Source organism: Paractinoplanes rhizophilus (genome assembly GCF_042664765.1).
In the GTDB taxonomy this organism is placed as follows: Bacteria; Actinomycetota; Actinomycetes; order Mycobacteriales; family Micromonosporaceae; genus Actinoplanes; species Actinoplanes rhizophilus.
Map to the genome: position 1 here is coordinate 1 of NZ_JBHTBJ010000011.1, position 16,094 is coordinate 16,094.

At 72.7% G+C, this 16,094-nt stretch carries 14 protein-coding genes; 5 read left to right on the plus strand and 9 right to left on the minus strand.

Going from position 1 to position 16,094, the window contains the following annotated elements:
• Nucleotides 1-323, plus strand: a 323-nt coding sequence (locus ACFQS1_RS17070) for a hypothetical protein (RefSeq protein ID WP_378969130.1), incomplete at its 5' end; no start/stop codon positions are given.
• On the opposite strand, the gene ACFQS1_RS17075 is transcribed toward ACFQS1_RS17070, so the two are convergent.
• The 6 genes from ACFQS1_RS17075 to ACFQS1_RS17100 form a co-directional block, all read right to left on the minus strand.
• Nucleotides 316-741 (minus strand): NUDIX domain-containing protein, encoded by a 426-nt coding sequence (locus tag ACFQS1_RS17075; protein WP_378969133.1) that lies wholly within the window; start codon nt 739-741, stop codon nt 316-318. The two genes, ACFQS1_RS17070 and ACFQS1_RS17075, sit on opposite strands and share 8 nt — an antisense overlap.
• Nucleotides 742-745: 4 nt before the next feature.
• Nucleotides 746-1,318: a histidine phosphatase family protein gene (locus tag ACFQS1_RS17080; protein WP_378969135.1), complete on the minus strand. Its 573-nt coding sequence runs from the start codon at nt 1,316-1,318 to the stop codon at nt 746-748.
• 21 nt (nt 1,319-1,339) lie between these two features.
• Complete coding sequence (locus ACFQS1_RS17085; RefSeq protein ID WP_378969137.1) at nt 1,340-2,182, minus strand: PHP domain-containing protein; 843 nt, start codon at nt 2,180-2,182, stop codon at nt 1,340-1,342.
• 66 nt (nt 2,183-2,248) lie between these two features.
• Nucleotides 2,249-3,694, minus strand: coding sequence for an MFS transporter (locus ACFQS1_RS17090; protein WP_378969140.1), 1,446 nt, complete (start codon nt 3,692-3,694; stop codon nt 2,249-2,251).
• Nucleotides 3,691-3,942: an alpha/beta fold hydrolase gene (locus tag ACFQS1_RS17095; protein ID WP_378969142.1), complete on the minus strand. Its 252-nt coding sequence runs from the start codon at nt 3,940-3,942 to the stop codon at nt 3,691-3,693. The genes ACFQS1_RS17090 and ACFQS1_RS17095 overlap by 4 nt, the downstream gene beginning before the upstream one ends.
• Nucleotides 3,943-3,992: 50 nt before the next feature.
• Nucleotides 3,993-7,292: an NACHT domain-containing protein gene (locus tag ACFQS1_RS17100; RefSeq protein ID WP_378969145.1), complete on the minus strand. Its 3,300-nt coding sequence runs from the start codon at nt 7,290-7,292 to the stop codon at nt 3,993-3,995.
• Nucleotides 7,293-7,452: 160 nt separating this feature from the next.
• Between ACFQS1_RS17100 and ACFQS1_RS17105 the strand changes: the two genes are divergently transcribed.
• Nucleotides 7,453-8,223 (plus strand): SDR family NAD(P)-dependent oxidoreductase, encoded by a 771-nt coding sequence (locus ACFQS1_RS17105; RefSeq protein ID WP_378969147.1) that lies wholly within the window; start codon nt 7,453-7,455, stop codon nt 8,221-8,223.
• Nucleotides 8,224-8,417: 194 nt separating this feature from the next.
• Entirely contained in the window at nt 8,418-11,912 is a 3,495-nt protein-coding gene (locus ACFQS1_RS17110; RefSeq protein ID WP_378969150.1) for a choice-of-anchor D domain-containing protein, read from the plus strand.
• Between the two features lie 49 nt (nt 11,913-11,961).
• Here ACFQS1_RS17110 and ACFQS1_RS17115 read toward each other — a convergent pair whose 3' ends face one another.
• The 3 genes from ACFQS1_RS17115 to ACFQS1_RS17125 form a co-directional block, all read right to left on the minus strand.
• A complete protein-coding gene (locus ACFQS1_RS17115; RefSeq protein WP_378969152.1) occupies nt 11,962-12,357 on the minus strand; it encodes a hypothetical protein in 396 nt (131 codons plus the stop codon).
• Nucleotides 12,358-12,361: 4 nt separating this feature from the next.
• On the minus strand, nt 12,362-12,862 hold the full coding sequence (locus ACFQS1_RS17120; protein ID WP_378969154.1) for a hypothetical protein: 501 nt from the start codon (nt 12,860-12,862) through the stop codon (nt 12,362-12,364).
• A gap of 287 nt (nt 12,863-13,149) precedes the next feature.
• On the minus strand, nt 13,150-13,743 hold the full coding sequence (locus tag ACFQS1_RS17125; protein ID WP_378969157.1) for an acyltransferase: 594 nt from the start codon (nt 13,741-13,743) through the stop codon (nt 13,150-13,152).
• 323 nt (nt 13,744-14,066) lie between these two features.
• Between ACFQS1_RS17125 and ACFQS1_RS17130 the strand changes: the two genes are divergently transcribed.
• Both ACFQS1_RS17130 and ACFQS1_RS17135 read left to right on the plus strand, forming a co-directional pair.
• On the plus strand, nt 14,067-15,122 hold the full coding sequence (locus ACFQS1_RS17130; RefSeq protein ID WP_378969159.1) for a Gfo/Idh/MocA family protein: 1,056 nt from the start codon (nt 14,067-14,069) through the stop codon (nt 15,120-15,122).
• A complete protein-coding gene (locus tag ACFQS1_RS17135; RefSeq protein ID WP_378969161.1) occupies nt 15,119-16,084 on the plus strand; it encodes an NAD-dependent epimerase/dehydratase family protein in 966 nt (321 codons plus the stop codon). The genes ACFQS1_RS17130 and ACFQS1_RS17135 overlap by 4 nt, the downstream gene beginning before the upstream one ends.
• Nucleotides 16,085-16,094: the final 10 nt, after the last annotated feature.

Sequence of the window (16,094 nt, forward strand, 5' to 3'; positions counted from 1 at the left end):
CGGCCGCGCCGTCGGCGACCTCGGCGGTGACCACGCACAGGGCCAGTTTCTCCGACGGGATGAGGGCGGCGCCGTCGTCGATCAGTGCGCGAACCGGTGTGATCCCGGTGGTGCCGATGATCTCGGCCGAGCACGCACACGCTGCGCCCGTCGAAGGGGTAGGCCGTCAGCTGGTCGGTGATGAACGCGGTCACCGCCTCCGGGCCGAGGACGGTCGAGGTGTCGCCGGGCCGGGCGGGAGTTCACCGATGGACATCACCAGCCCAGCTTTCGTCGACCGGCGGAGTTTGGCAAGCCGGTCATTTCGCCCAGACTTTAGTTGACGAACGGTCGTGCCTGCCGGCGGGCCGCGTGCTCCAGGACGGGTACGTCGATGGCGAACAGCGGCTCCGGGAGCCGGTCGAGGGGGAACCAGCCCAGCTCGCTCGCTTCGCCGTCCGGGATCGCGGTGCGGCCGAGCGGCGAGCCGAGAAATATCGCACCGACGCAGTGCACCACGCGGCCGTCCGGATAGCGGTGGATCTGCGTGGCGGGGTCGCTGTAGATGCCGAGCAGGCCTCGCAGGTCGATGTCCCAGCCGGTTTCCTCCCGGCATTCGCGCCGAGCCGCCTGCTCCCAGGTCTCCCCGACTTCCACCCCGCCGCCCGGCAGGCCCCAGGTGCCTTCGCCGCGGCGGCGCATCAAAAGCACACGATCCTCATCGTCGAGAACGACGACGCCGCAACACACTCGAAGCTCCATCCGCTCACTCCGTTTCGAGGCCGGTCACGGCCGGGTCGGCGGCGGGTTCGGCGAAGCGGAGGCGGTAGACGGCGGGCATGGACATGCGTTGCCAGAATGCCCAATCCACCGGGGCGCCGAAGCCGGACAGGGCGCGCGCGATGAACGTGCCGTGGCCGGCGACGAGCACGACCTGTCCGCGATGTGCACCGGCCAGTTCCCGCAGCGCCGCACTGGCTCGGGCGGTGAGCTTGTCCAGGCTCTCGCCGTCCGGCCGGGCACGTGCGGGGTCGGCCCAGCTCTCCGCGTAGTGCGATATCCAGTCATCGGTGTACGGCAGGCCGTCGTCCCATTCGCGCAAGTCCCATCGGGTACGGACGGGAAGACCCAGCGCGTTCGCCACCGGCCGGACAGTCTGGATCGCTCGCCGGTAGGGGCTGGACCACACCGCCGCGGGGCGTGGCGCGATCAGCGTGTCCACCCAGGCGCGCGCCTGTCGCAGTCCGTCGCGGGTCAGTGGCCGGGTGAGCTGGCCGGGGCCGTCCGCGGTCGGCGGAACGGACGCCGCGTGACGAACCAGGATGACCTCGGTGTGCAAGGGCGAACCTCCATGGCCGGGTCAGTCGACGCGGCCCCACAGATCGTACGGATTGGCGCCCGGCCGGAAGCCGAACGCCTCGGCCATCTGCGCCGCCTCGGCGAACCCGTCGGCGACGTACGGCGGCAGGTGGGCGTCGCTGCCGAAGGTCACCGCGTCGCCGCCCTCCTCGTGCCACCAGGCCAGGATGGTCGCGTGCAGCGGCACGCGGGTGTTGATCTCCAGTGCCCGGCCGGACTGGGCCGTGGCCCGCAGCGCGTACCGGAACTCCTCCTCGAAGAGCTTCGGGTCGAACGGACCCGCCCGATCCGCCGGCCATGACCGCACCGGATAGTCGATGTGCGCCAGGACGGAGAACATGCCGCCGGCCGACATCATGGTGGCCACTCCGGACAGATATTCGCGGACCACGTCGTGCGCGTCCCGGTGCGGATAGAGGCCCCACGGCTCGGCGAACGCGCCTCGGTCGGGCAGCGCGTGCAGCGAGCCGAGCACCCGGTCGAACCGGCCGGCGGCGAGGACCGCGGCGCATTGCTCGGCGTGCCAGTGCGGTTCGCCCAGCTCCAGGCCGCTGAGAATCCGCAACTGCGGGAACCGCTCGCGACAACGCTCGATCGCGGCCAGATAGCCGGCCGGGTCGAAGGCCGGCGGCGTCAGCAGCCCGTCCGCGTCGGCGAGCGCGGTCAGATGCTCCGCGACGTACGGGCCCTCGAGCGCGATCCGCCACGCGGTGTGGTCCAGGTGCTCGGTGAAGGCGATCGCCGGCAGCCCGATCTCGACCGCGCGAGCACAGGAGCCCGCCATGTCACCCGCCGGGCTGTCCCAGGACCATTCGCTGTGCGCGTGACTGTCACACGGCAACATCTCGTACCTCCGTCCGGATCGCCGTCCATCCTGCTCCGGCCCGCACCCGGCGGCGGACCGGGTGGGTCAGCCGGGGCCGAGGTGGTCCAGGGCGGCGTGCGGCGGGTGGATCTTCTGCCGGCGCGCACGGTGGTTGCCGATCGTGACCGCCGCCAGGCCACCGGCCAGCGCGCACAGGATCGCGCAGATCATCGCGGCGGTGTGGAAGCCGTTGGAGAACGTGGCGGGCTCAAGGTAGGCGTCCCCGGTGAGCCCGGCCGCCGCCGGAAGCACCGCGACCGCGATCAGCGCCGCCGCCCGGGCCACGTCGTTGTTGACCGCCGACGCGACGCCCGCGTGCCGCGACGGCACCGCGGCCAGCACGGTCGAGGTCAGCGGCGCCACGGTGGTGGCCAGGCCGAGGCCCAGCACGGTGACGGCCGGGAAGACCTGGGTGAGGTAGTCCCCGTTCTGGTCGATCCGGGTGAACAGGGCCAGCCCGAGGCCGACCAGGACCGGGCCGAGGCTCATCTGCAGGCGCGGGCCGATCCGGGCCGCGAGCGCGCCCGAGCGCGACGAGAGCAGCAGCATGAGCACGGTCACCGGCAGCAGCGTGAGTCCGGCCTCGATCGGCGAGTAGCCGGAGACCTGCTGCAGCGCGATCGGCAGCAGGAACAGCGCGCCGCCGAGCGCGGCGTAGACCGCGAACGTCACCACGTTGGCGGCGGTGAACTGGGTGGAAGCGAACAGGTGCAGCGGCAGGATCGGGTGTTTCGTGCGGCGCTCCCACGCGACGAAGACCACCAGCAGCAGGGCCCCGGCGGCGATCGTGGGCCGGCCGTCGCCGCCGCGGATGAGACCGTAGGTCAGCCCGACCAGCCCGAGGGTGACCAGCACGCCGCCGGTCAGGTCGACGCGGCCGGTGGCGTTCGGGTCGCGCGACTCGGGCACGTGCCGGCGGGCGATGAGGCCCACGGCCACCGCGATCGGCAGGTTGACCAGGAAGATGAACCGCCACGACGCGGCCTGCACGAGCCAGCCGCCGAGGAACGGCCCGATCGCGCCGGCCACGCCGCTCAGCCCGGACCACGCGCCGATCGCCTTGGCCCGCTCGCCGGGCGCGAACGACGCCTCCAGGATCGCGAGGCTGCCGGGAGTCAGCAGGGCCGCGCCGACGCCCTGCAGGGCACGGGCGGCGATCAGCAGCTCCGGGGTGGGCGCGACGCTGCTCAGCACCGAGGCGAGCGCGAACCACCACACGCCGATCGTGAAGATCCGGCGGCGGCCGTAGCGGTCGCCGAGCGCGCCCGCGACCAGCAGCAGGCCGGCCAGCGTCAGGGTGTAGGCGGTGAACACCCATTGCAGCGGCGCCAGGTCGGTCCGGAAGTCGCGGCCGATCGCGGGCAGCGCGATCCCGACGGCGTTCGCGTCGACCTGGGTGATGACCGACCCACCGATGCAGGCGGCGAGCACCCAGCGACCGGCGGGGCTGCGGTTGGTCAGGCCCTCGTCCGCGGCGAGCGTCGCGGTCATCGGGCCACCTCGCGCACCGCGTCGGCGAACGCCTCCGGCGCCTCCTGCGGGAGGTTGTGGCCCGCGTCGTGGACCTGCCGGTGCACGCGGCGGCCGGTGAAATGGGCCGCGCCACGTCGGGCATAGCTGTGGATGTCGTACGGGAAACCGTGCAGGAGGACCACCGGCCGCCCGCCGGCCGGGCCGGCCTCGTGGTAGGCCACCTCGAGCAGGTCCGTGGTGACGCGCCGGATCGGAAGGTTGGTCATGCCCCTTCGACCGGGCGACGGCCCGATCTGTGACAGCGGACCGGGTCCCGTCAGGTCGCGTCGGCGTCGTGCCCGCTTCGCAGCGCCCAGTCCGGGCCGCGGATCGCCAGCACGAGGTAGGCACGCAGCGAAGCCGTCCCGAGCCGCTCCTCGAGGGCCGCCGCGTCGCCGTCGGACACCAGGTCGAGGTAGCGGATCATCAGGTAGCGGCGGCGGAGGCGCCCGACCCGCCGGTCCCGCAGCAGCCGCCCGTACGACTCGCCGGCGCCGTACGCGTCGATCAGATCGAGTGTGTCGATCGCGGCGACCCGGTCGGCCGGCGCGGCCGCGTTGTCGGCGATCGAGGTCAGCAGCGCGATCGCCGCCGCGCCCGGCAGCAGGCGCGCGGCCGCGGCCCGTACCCGGTCCGGCGCCGCCCCGGCCGCCGTCAGCGTCCCGACATCGGCCAGCAACTCGTCCGGAAGCTGTCCGGAATCGGCCCGGAAGCTGGCCAGCCGGCTGATCGCGCCGGCCCGGACCCGGGCCGGCGCGGTCGCGTCGAAGGCGATGTCGTACAACGGATCGGCGGTGCCCGCCGTGATCAGCGCGACGCTGGCCGCACGCAACCGCAATGCGGCGCGCGACCCGGGCCCGGCCAGTTCGGCCAGCAGCCGCCGCCCGGCGGCCCGGTCGACGCGGGTGAGCCCCGAGGCGGCCCGCATCCGGGTCCGCTGCCGTCGCCGGCGCTGGGCGGCGGTGCGCCGCAACAGCTCCGGGCCGAGGCGATCGGCCAGCGCGGCCAGCGCGACCGCCGCCTCGATCGTCGAGCGCCCGGCGAACGGCCGTCGCGCCAGCCGGCGGAGGAACTGGCGGGACTGCTCGTCGCCGTGCCTGGCCAGCTGGTAGGCCGGCTCGACCCGCCGGCGGGCCCGGACTCCACCGCTCTCGATCAGCCGGCGGAGCAGGGGGATCGCATCGAGATCCCCGGCCGCGATCAGATCGGCGAGCGCGATCGCCCGGATGCGCGGAGGCATCGGGACGTCGATGAGCCGGCGTAGCGGCCCGGGCGCGCCGAGGGCGGCCAGCCGCCGGGCCGCCGCCAGCCGCAGGAGGAGCGGACCCGGGCGCCGGACGAGTGCCGTGAGCGGCTCCGGGTCGCCGAGCTCCGCGCATCGGGCGGCCGCGCCGAACGCCATCGGCAGGTCCGGGCGGCGGTCGGCCACCGCGCGCAGCGCGTCGCCGGCCGCCGGGTCGTCCCGCCGGAACAGCTTCAGCGCCGCGGTGTACATCGAGGCCGGCGTCGCCGCCGAGCCGGTGCCGAGCTCGCGGAGCAGGCCCGGCTCGCCGGCGTCGGCCAGTGCGGCCGCCAGCTCGACCCGGTGGTACTGGTCGAGGTCGGCGGCGGTGGCCATCGCGCGCAGGGGAGCGAGGTCGCCACTGGCGGCAAGCTGAGCGGCCGCCGCCACCCGGTCGGCCTCGGTGGTCCGCGCGTCCGCGAGCCGCTGGGCGAGCGCGTGCCGGCCCAGCGCCCCGAGCGGCCGGTCCACCGGCACGGTGTCGGCGGCCAGCGGCACCCGCAGGTTCGGATCCACCGGGGCGCCGCGCTCGCGTAGCGTGTCGGCGATCCACGAGCGCACCACCTCGTCCGCCTGCTCGGCGACCGCGCGCAACAGCCGATGGCCGGTCGCCGCGTCCACGTCGGCGATCCGGTCCGCCACCAGCGCCCGGGTCCAGTCCGCCGCGTCCGGATCGCGGGCCAGCCCGGCCATCCGCTCGATGACGTCGGCGTCGAGGCTCAGCTCGCCCAGGATCCGTAGCGCCTCGGGGGCCGCCTCGCTCTCGGCGGCGACCTGGCCGAGCAGCGCGCCGATCACCGCGGCGCGGGTGGCCGGCCGCACCGCGATGCCGTCGGCGAGCAGGTCGCCGGCGGCGAGCGGATCGGACAGTCCGGCGACGAGCGCGTCCGCGTCGGCACGGCGGGCGGCCACGAACGCCGCCAGGCTGCGGGTGGCCGGCTCGGCGGCCCACGCGGTCCAGGCGTCCGCCTGGAAGCGCTCGGCGACAGCGGACGCCGCGAAGAACTCGGCGAAGCTCTGGTGCGCGAACACCACCCGGTTGCGCCGCAGCGTGCAGACGCCGGTGACGAGCAGCAATTCCCGTACGAGCCGGTCGCTCGACGGCCCGAGGCCGTGCGGCGCGTGCTCGTCGATCCAGGCCGCGGCCACCTCGATGAGCGGCGCGTCCGGATCGGCCAGCCAGGCCGCGCCGCACTCCCGCAGCAACCCGCCCACGTGCCGCCGGATGTCGGCGCACAGCCACGCCGCGACCTCCGCGCCCGCGGGGCCGCGCGACGCCAGCTCCGGCTCGACCGCCTCGCGGAAGCGTTCCAGCGACCGGCGCCCGTCGAGCAGGTGGTCGACGAACCGGTCGTAGAGGGCGGCCCGGCTCGACGGCAGCGTCCGGTCGTCCGCCGACTCATACACCAGAGCCGCGATGGTGGCCAGCAGCGGCACCCGGGCCACCGGCCCCAGCCGGGCGCCCGCCACCCGGGCCAGGAAGCGGCCCGCGGTCCGGTCGGCGCGCGGCCGGTCTTCGGGGAAGCGGGCGGCGAACCAGCGGTGCGCGAACTCGTCAAGCTCCCGCCGGTCGAACGGCCGCAGGTCGTACACGCCGACGTCCGGCCCGTGCAGCTCGGCCAGCTCGGCCGCGGCCAGCGGCCGGCACGTGACGACCAGCCGGTACGGCCCCGGGTCGGCCAGCAGCCCGCGGATCCGCCACAGCACCTCGGAACGGCTCTCCGGCGCGACCACCTCGTCGAGCCCGTCGACCAGCACCCGCCAGCCCCCGCCCGGCGGCGCCTTCTCGAAGAGGCCGGCCGGCACCTGCACGCCGAGGTCGCGCGCCGCCGCCCGGGCGAGCGCCTCCGGCAGCCGCCGCCCGACCAGATCGGCGGCCGGCAGCACGAGGGCGACCTCCCCGCGCCCGCGCCGCCGCTGCGCCCGCCCGGCGAGCTCCCCGGCGACCGTGGCGAGGAAGGTGGACTTGCCGGCGCCGGCGTCGCCGAGCAGCACGGCGTGGCGGTGGGCGGTCAGGATGCGGGTGGCCTCGATGGTGCGGGGCGTGTCGCCCGCCAGGGTCGCGCGCGACCGCACGTACAGGTCGGTCAAGGCCGGCACATGCTCGCCGAAGAACCGGTACCGATGCTGCCGCGCGTCGGCGACCTGCGCCGCGAGCAGTGCGGTGATCCCCGAGTCGGGCCGCCGCCGGAAGAGCCGGCGGCGGGCGAACCAGATGGCGGCCACCCCGGCCGCCGCGCCCACAATGGACGCGACCTTGTCGCCGGTGTCCAGGAAAGAACCGAGCGAGGCCATCGCCCGCGATCCTAGTCGGGGAGGCGGGCCGGCCCGCCGCCACCAGCGTGCTGAGCGCCGCGCCGGCTCGCGATCCCTCTGCCGCAGCCCGTCTTCTACCTCGGAAAAGGGCCGTACTGTTCGGGTCGATGTGCATGACGATTCGACCGGGAGGAACATCGTGGATCTGGGCCTGACGGGTAAGCGAGTGGTGGTGACGGGCGCGGGCCGGGGGATCGGGCTGGCGATCGTCCGGGGGTTCGTGGCCGAGGGCGCGTCGGTGGTGGCCGGCTCCCGGCACGTCACGCCCGACCTGGGCAAGCTGGCGGGCGTGACCGCGGTCGAGGTGGACCTGGCCGATCCGGCCGGGCCGGGCGAGCTGGTCGCGGCGGCCGGTGACCGGATCGACGTGCTGGTCAACAACGTGGGCATCGCGCCGCCGCGGCCGCAGGGCTTCCTCGAGGTGACCGACGACATGTGGGCCACCACCTGGAACCTCAACGTGATGGCCGCGGTGCGCGCCACCCGGGCCGCGCTGCCGGTCATGCTGGCCGGCGGGGGCGGGTCGATCGTCAACACCGGCTCGGTGAACGCGCGCCTGGCCGACCCGCTGGTGATCGACTACTCGGCGGCGAAGGCGGCGCTGACCAACTTCGCCAAGTCGCTGTCGAAGGAGTTCGGGCCGCGCGGCATCCGGGTGAACACGGTCGCGCCCGGCCCGGTGGCGACCGACCTGTGGCTGGGCGACGGCGGCGTGGCCGCGACGGTGGGCGCGGCCCAGGGCATCGCGCCGTCCGATGTCGAGGCCGGCGCGAAGGCGGCCATGGTGACCGGTCGCTTCACCCGCCCCGAGGAGGTGGCCGACCTGGTGTTGCTGCTGGCCGGCGACCGGGCCGGCAACGTGACCGGCGCCGAGATCACCATCGACGGAGGCATGATCACGAGCATCTGAGCCGGTTTTCCCGGATCAGGTTCAATCTTTGCAGAGAACTGTCTCGATATTGCGCGACTGTGTCGCGGACGTTACGGTCGGCCTAGTTCCTCAGGTTCCCCGCTCCATGCGTCCCGGTCTGGCGTCCCCTCCGCCAGGGCGGTCCTCGGCATGGGCGACATTCCCCGGTCGTCCGTCGAAAGCGAGCAACACCCATGACCAGTCGAAGGCTTGGCGCCGCCCTGACCGGCGCCGCGCTGCTCGGTTCCCTGCTGTACGCCACGCCGGCCCTCGCCGCCGCCACCGGTGGCGTGGGCGCGACGCTGCCCTACGTGCAGGTCCAGGCCGAGAGCGCGACCACGAACGGCACGATCATCGGGCCGTCGGCGGCCTACAACACGCTCCCGTCGGAGGCGTCCTACCGCAAAGCGGTGACGCTGAACGCCGGGCAGTACGTCGAGTTCACCTCGCCGGTCGCCACCAACTCATTCGTGTTCCGGTACAGCATCCCGGACTCGGCGGGCGGCTCGGTCTACACGACGCCGATCAACTTCTCGATCAACGGGGCCGGGTCGGCCGCGTTCACCCTGACCAACGCGTACAGCTGGTACTACGGCGGATATCCGTTCACCAACTCGCCCGGCGGCAACGCGCATCACTTCTACGACGAGGCCCACCGGCTCTTCCCGGCGTCGTACCCGGCCGGCACCAAGTTCCGGCTCACCGCCACCACGACCACCACGATCGACTTCGCCGACTTCGAGAGCGTCGCGGGCGCGCTCGGCCAGCCGTCTGGCTCGGTCTCGGTGACCAGCAAGGGCGCCGACCCGACCGGCGCGGCCGACGCGACCGCGGCGTTCAACTCGGCCATCCAGTCGGCCGGACCGGGCGGCACGGTGTGGATTCCGGAGGGCACCTTCAAGGTGCCGGGGCACATCGCCGTCAACAACGTGACGATCAGGGGCGCCGGCATGTGGCGCTCGACGGTGGTCGGCGCGGCGCCCGGCTTCTACGGCAACGACGCGCCCAACGCGAGCACGAACGTGCACCTCGCCGACTTCGCGATCTTCGGGGACGTGCAGGAGCGCAACGACGGCGCCCAGGTCAACGCGGTCGGCGGCGCGATGAGCAACTCGACCGTCGAACGGCTGTGGATAGAGCACCTCAAGGTCGGCGCCTGGATGGACGGCCCGATGAACAATCTCGTCCTCACCGGCCTGCGGATCCGCAACGTCACCGCCGACGGCGTCAACTTCCACAAGGGCGTCACCAACTCCAAGGTCACCAACTCGGACCTGCGCAACACCGGCGACGACGGCCTGGCGACCTGGTCGGAGGCGATCGCGGACGCGAACAACTCGTTCGACCACAACACCGTGCAATACCCGATCCTGGCGAACGGCATCGCGATCTACGGCGGTCACGACAACTTCGTCACCGACAACCGGGTGATCGACGCCGGCCTCACCCAGGGTGGCGGCATCCACGTCGCGCAGCGTTTCGCGTCCACCACGCTCGGCCGCACCGACGTGCTGCGCAACACGATCATCCGGTCCGGCAGCCTCGACCCGAACTGGCAGTTCGGCGTCGGCGCGCTCTGGTTCGACGCCCGCGACGGCGCGATGACCGGCCTGACCAACGTCGACAACATCCTCATCCAGCAGTCGCCGTTCGAGGCCATCCAGTTCGTCTCGGGCTCGCAGATCTCCAACGTCAAGATCAACAACGCGACCATCCAGAACACCGGCTCGTACGTGGTCCAGGAGCAGGTCGGTGGCGCGGCGACGATCACCAACAGCACCGCCACCGGCACCCTCGGCCCGGCCGCCGTCTACAACTGCGGCGTCGGCTTCGCGCTGACCGACGGCGGGGGCAACTCCGGGATCTTCGGTTCCACGGCCTGCACCCCGGTGCCGAATCCGCCCTTCCCGCCATATCTGCCGGACAACGGCTCGCTGATCTCGATCAGCCCGTCCACGCTGGGCTTCGGCACGGTGGCGACCGGCTCGACCAGCGCCGCGCAGACCGTCACGGTGACCAACTCGGGCTCGGCCGCCGCACCGGTCTCCGGGATCTCGATCACCGGCGACTTCGCGCAGACCAACACGTGCGGTAGCTCCATCGCGGCCGGCGGCTCCTGCACCGTGACCGTCCGCTTCGCACCCACCGCGACCGGCTCGCGCACCGGCAACCTCACCGTCACGGCGTCCGGCATCACCAACACGATCCCGCTCTCCGGCACCGGCGTCGCCCCCGGCCCGATCCTGTCGCCCAGCCCGTCGAGCCTCACCTTCCCCGGCACGGTCGTCGGCGCCACCAGCGGCCCGCAGACGATCACGGTCACCAACACCGGCACCACCGCGGCGACCGTCTCGGGCGTCACCGCAAGCGGTGACTTCGCGCAAACCAACAACTGCGGGTCGGTTGCGGTGGGTGCGTCCTGCTCGGTCACCGTCACCTTCAAACCCACAAGCTCGGGTACGCGTACCGGAAGCGTCACGCTGAGCGGCAACAGCCCGGTGACGATCGCGCTCACCGGCAGCGGGATCGGCAGCACCACCAACCTCGCGGCCGGCCGCCCCGCGACCGCCAGCTCCCAGGTCAACTCGACCCAGGCGCCCGCGACCGCGACCGACGGCGACGCGAACACCTATTGGGAGAGCGCGAACGGCGCGTTCCCGCAATGGCTGCAGGTCGACCTCGGCTCGGCGTACGCGATCGGGAAGTTGACTTTGAAGTTGCCGCCGTCCGCCGCGTGGGCGACCCGCACCCAGACCCTGTCGGTGCTGACCAGCACCAACGGCTCCACCTTCGGCACCGCGGCGGGCTCCGCCACCTACACGTTCAACCCGGCGTCCGGCAACACCGCGAGCATCACCGTGCCCGGCACCAGCGCCCGCTACGTCCGGGTCAACGTCACCGCGAACTCGGGCTGGCCGGCCGGCCAGGTCTCCGAGCTCGAGGTCTATCCCGCCGGCTCGGCCTCCGGGCCCGCGCTGGCGGCCAGCCCCAACTCGCTGACGTTCGGCTCGCAGTCGCTGAACACCACCAGCGCCGGCCAGCAGGTCACCGTCACCAACAGTGGCAACGCCGCGGCCACGTCGTTCGCCGTCGCGGTCACCGGCGACTACGCCCAGTCCAACACCTGCGGCACGTCCCTGGCGGCCGGCGCGTCCTGCACCGTCACCGTCACGTTCCGGCCCACCGCGTCCGGCACCCGCACCGGCACGCTTACCGCCTCCGGCGGCGGCGCGACCACCGCCGTCACCCTGACCGGCACCGGCGCCGGCGCCACCAGCACCAACCTGGCCGCCGGCCGGCCCACCGCCGAATCCAGCCACACCGACGTCTACCCGTCCGCGAACGTCACCGACGCCGACCAGAACACCTACTGGGAGAGCGCCAACAACGCCTTCCCGCAGTGGGTGCAGGTCGACCTGGGCTCGGCGCAGAGCGCGTCACGGGTCGTCCTCCAACTGCCGGCCGGTTGGGGCGCCCGCACCCAGACCTTGTCGATCCAGGGCAGCACCAACGGCTCCACCTGGTCGACGGTCAAGGCCTCGGCCGGCTACACCTTCACCCCGTCCGCCAGCAACACCGTGACCATCACCTTCACGGCGACCACCCAGCGCTACTTCCGCCTGAACATCACCGGTAATACGGGGTGGCCCGCGGGCCAGATCTCCAGCTTCCAGATCTGGAACACCTGACATTCGAGGGCGCCCCGGGGCTCGATGAAGTTCCGGGGCGCCTCGCTGCCTAACGCTCCGGCGGCCAGGACCGCCAGCGGTCGGCGGTCGCCGGCGCCGCGTCGATGATCTCCCGCAGCATTTGCGCCACCTCGCGGAGAAACTGAAGGGCGGCCGCGTCGGACGGGTCTTCCAGAACCCAGTTGGCGTCCCAGGCGACCAGGTGGGCGAGGGCCCCCGGCTCGGCCGGCGGATCCGCGATGACCCGCTCGAGAGCCCACAGCTCCCGCTGATGCGAGCGGATGTTCACCTGCGCCAGCTGCGCGAGGCTGTCGCGGGCTTCCTCGAAGTCGGTGGCGTCGCCGATCTCGGTCGCGAGAAAGCCGCGGACGGTCTCCAGCGGCGGCTCCGCCAAGAGCTCTTCGGCCCGGCGCCGCAGCTGTTCGCGGATCTCCGAGGAATCCATGCAATCACCCTAACGCCGCAGGAAACGAGGTCTTGATGTACACGTCCGGCGGATCGGAGCCGGGAACGACCTTGATGACCAGGCGCACGACGCTGGTCGTGACGTATTGCGCGTGAGGTGGACCGGATCCGCCCATGCCCCGGTTGACGAAGCCCTCGCCGATGCGGTGCCCAGCATCGAAGACGGTCTCGTGTTTCCCTTCGATGGCCAGATCGGAGCGGATCTGCGCCCAGTTGGCGCGGACATACTCGTTGATCGTCCGATTCATCGTCGCCGGGTCGGACCACTTGGTCGACGCGTTTGCCGCATGCGGCCACCCGGAGTCGCCGTAGATCCGGCCCTCGATGGTCTTTACGCCCGGAATGCTTCGCAGTGGGACCTGTGGACCGTGGTCGCGGCCGGTGTGGGCGTTCTGGGCGGTGTGGGCGCCGTCGTTGACGGCGACGTTGAACTTGAGCGGCTCCTCGCTGAGATGGCGGTAGTTGTTCTCCCAGCGACTCAGCACGATGTCATCCTCGCCGCGGGACGGCGGCGGCCCGACGGGCGGCGAGGAGCGGGGTCTTGCGGGGGAGGGACCGGCGCCGCCGTCGGCCCTGGGACGTCCGTGCGCGAAGACGTCGGCGAGCACGCGCTCGGCCTGTTCGGCGCTCCCCGGCGGGTCGGCGCCGCGCGGTCTCGGCGGCGGCCCGCCGTCGTTTGGTGGGTCTTCGCCGCCGCCGTGGGGTGAGCGTGGGCGGGGAGGCATCGACCAGCAACGCTACGTACATCTGTCAAGCGCGCAGCGTCACCGCCTCAGGACTCGGTCAGCACGCCGTCCGCCTCGCGGTACTCGGCGCCCGTCTCGGGGCAGACCCACAGGCCGTCGCCCTTGGGGGTGAGCGGGCGCCCCGCGCGCCCCACCCAGCCGATGCGGCGGGCCGGAACGCCGACGACCAGGGCGAAGTCGGGCACGTCCTTGGTGACCACCGCGCCCGCCGCGACCAGGGCCCAGCGGCCCACGGTGACCGGGGCGACGCAGACCGCGCGGGCGCCGATCGCCGCGCCCTCGCCGATCGTCACGCCCACCGCGTGCCAGTCGTCGCCGGTCTTCAGGCGGCCCTCGGGGGTCACCGCGCGCGGGTACTCGTCGTTGGTCAGCACCGCCGCCGGGCCGATGAAGACGCCGTCGGCCAGCCGGGCCGGCTCGTAGACCAGGGCGTGGTTCTGCAGCTTGACGTTGTCGCCGATGACCACGCCGGGGCCGACGTACGCGCCGCGGCCGATGTTGCAATTCTCCCCGAGCGTCGCGTCCTCGCGGATCTGGGCCAGGTGCCAGATCCGGGTGCCCGCGCCGATCTCGGCCCGCTCGTCGACGTCGGCGGTGGGCGCGACGGTGAAGCTGGTCATACGGCGGTCCTTCCCGGGGTGGCGAGTCCGGGCCAGGGTAGTGGCGGCGCGGCGGCCGCCGGTGTAGGAAATGCGACGATTCGGCCGCTGAATCCGGCGATCTGGCCGAAGGTCCGCCGCCGCTGACCGACAGTCGGTCGCGCGGCAACCGAAGGTACCGCCCGGTGTCCCCGCGGCTTCCGCCTTTTATCCGTCAGTGGGGTTCCGGCGACCCGCACGGGTCGATAACTTGCCGTGGAACCGCCGCCGGGGCGTGCCCGCGCGCGCCCGCTGTTGTCGATGAAGCCGACGGGTTCTCGGCTTCCCGAACGAAACGGATGTCTGTGTCAGACGAACCGATCGGAATCGCCGTCGTCGGGGCCGGTTACTGGGGCCCCAACCTCGTCCGCAACTTCCAGGCGTCGCCCGCTTTCCGGCTGCGCTGGCTGTGCGACCTCGACGTGGAGCGCGCCCAGCGGGTTCTCGGCGGCTACTCGACCGTCCAGGTCTCGGGCGACCTCGACGAGGTGCTCGCCGACCCCGAGGTGCAGGCGGTGGCCATCGCCACCCCGGCCGGCACGCACCTGCCGGTCGCCCTGGCCGCGCTGCGCGCCGGCAAGCATGTGCTGGTGGAGAAGCCGCTCGCGGCCACCCACGAGCAGGGCCTGCAGCTGGTCGAGGAGGCCGAGAAGCGCGGCCTGACGCTGATGACCGACCACACCTTCTGCTACACCCCGGTGGTGCTGCGGATCCGCGAGATGCTGCATTCCGGCGAGCTCGGCGATCTGCACTTCCTCGACTCCGTACGCATCAATCTCGGCCTCGTGCAACGCGACATCGACGTGGTCTGGGACCTCGCGCCGCACGACCTGTCCATTCTGGACTTCGTGCTGCCGCCGGGCGTGCGCCCGGCGGCCGTGGCGGCGCACGGCGCCGACGGCATCGGCGCCGGCCGGGCCTGCGTGGCCTACCTCACGCTCAAGCTCAACACCGGCGCGATCGCGCACATCCACGTCAACTGGCTGTCCCCGGTGAAGGTCCGCACCGCCATCTTCGGCGGCTCCAAGCGCACCCTGGTCTGGGACGACCTCAACCCCAGCCAGCGCCTGGCCATCTACGACCGCGGCGTCGACGTGGCCTCGCCGGACGAGCTCGGCGCCGAGCAGCGGCGCGACATTCTCGTCTCCTACCGCTCCGGCGACATGGTCGCCCCGGCGCTGACCGAGCGCGAGGCGTTGCGCACCATGGTCGAGGAGTACGCGCGGGCCATCACCACCGGCACGCCGGCGCTGACCGACGGCCGCGCCGGGCTGCGCGTGCTCGAGATCCTCCAGGCCGCCTCGCGCAGCCTGGCCGAGGGCGGAACGATGATCCAGCTGGACGAAGGGCACATGGCGTGACGGGCGTACAGATCGAGGGCACGCGTGCCCTCGTCACCGGCGGTGCGGGCACGATCGGCTCGCACGTCGTCGACGAGCTGATCCGGGGCGGGGCGGCCGAGGTCGTCGTGCTCGACAACTTCGTGCGGGGCCGCCGGGAAAACCTGGCGTGGGCCCAGGAGAGCGGTTCGGTCACGCTGGTCGAGGGCGACATCCGAGACCGGGCACTCGTACGGGAGGTGACCGCCGGCAAAGATCTGGTCTTCCACCTCGCCGCCATCCGGATCACCCAGTGCGCCGAGGAGCCCCGGCTGGCCAACGAAGTGCTCGTCGACGGCACCTTCAACGTCGTCGAGGCCGCGGCCGAGGAAGGCGTCAAGAAGCTGATCGCCTCGTCGTCCGCCTCCGTCTACGGGCTGGCCGAGGAGTTCCCGACCACCGAGCGGCACCACCCGTACAACAACGACACCTTCTACGGCGCCGCCAAGGCCTTCAACGAGGCCATGCTGCGCAGCTTCTACGCCATGAAGGGCCTGGACTACGTCGCCCTGCGCTACTTCAACGTGTACGGCCCGCGGATGGACATCTACGGCCTGTACACCGAGGTGCTGATCCGCTGGATGGAGCGGATCGAGTCGGGCACCCCGCCGCTGATCCTCGGCGACGGCCTGCAGACCATGGATTTCGTGCACGTCGCCGACATCGCCCGCGCCAACATCCTGGCCGCCCGGGCCGACGTCACCGACGAGGTCTTCAACATCGCCAGCGGCACCGAGACCAGCCTCAAGGAGCTCGCCGCCGCGCTCAGCGAGGTGATGAAGTCCGACCTCGCCCCCGAGCACGGCCCGGCCCGCGCGGTCAACGGCGTCACCCGCCGGCTGGCCAGCACCGCCGCCGCCGAGCAGAAGCTGGGCTTCCGCGCCGAGCTCTCGCTGACCGAGGGCCTGCAGGGCCTCGTCGACTGGTGGCGATCGTCGAAATGAGCGACCGCAA

Bases quoted from the DNA above. Each gene is read 5' to 3' on its own strand.
- ACFQS1_RS17075 (WP_378969133.1), bottom strand. From the start codon at position 741: ATGGAGCTTCGAGTGTGTTGCGGCGTCGTCGTTCTCGACGATGAGGAT.
- ACFQS1_RS17085 (WP_378969137.1), bottom strand. From the start codon at position 2,182: ATGTTGCCGTGTGACAGTCACGCGCACAGCGAATGGTCCTGGGACAGC.
- ACFQS1_RS17090 (WP_378969140.1), bottom strand. From the start codon at position 3,694: ATGACCGCGACGCTCGCCGCGGACGAGGGCCTGACCAACCGCAGCCCC.
- ACFQS1_RS17095 (WP_378969142.1), bottom strand. From the start codon at position 3,942: ATGACCAACCTTCCGATCCGGCGCGTCACCACGGACCTGCTCGAGGTG.
- ACFQS1_RS17100 (WP_378969145.1), bottom strand. From the start codon at position 7,292: ATGGCCTCGCTCGGTTCTTTCCTGGACACCGGCGACAAGGTCGCGTCC.
- ACFQS1_RS17110 (WP_378969150.1), top strand. From the start codon at position 8,418: ATGACCAGTCGAAGGCTTGGCGCCGCCCTGACCGGCGCCGCGCTGCTC.
- ACFQS1_RS17115 (WP_378969152.1), bottom strand. From the start codon at position 12,357: ATGGATTCCTCGGAGATCCGCGAACAGCTGCGGCGCCGGGCCGAAGAG.
- ACFQS1_RS17125 (WP_378969157.1), bottom strand. From the start codon at position 13,743: ATGACCAGCTTCACCGTCGCGCCCACCGCCGACGTCGACGAGCGGGCC.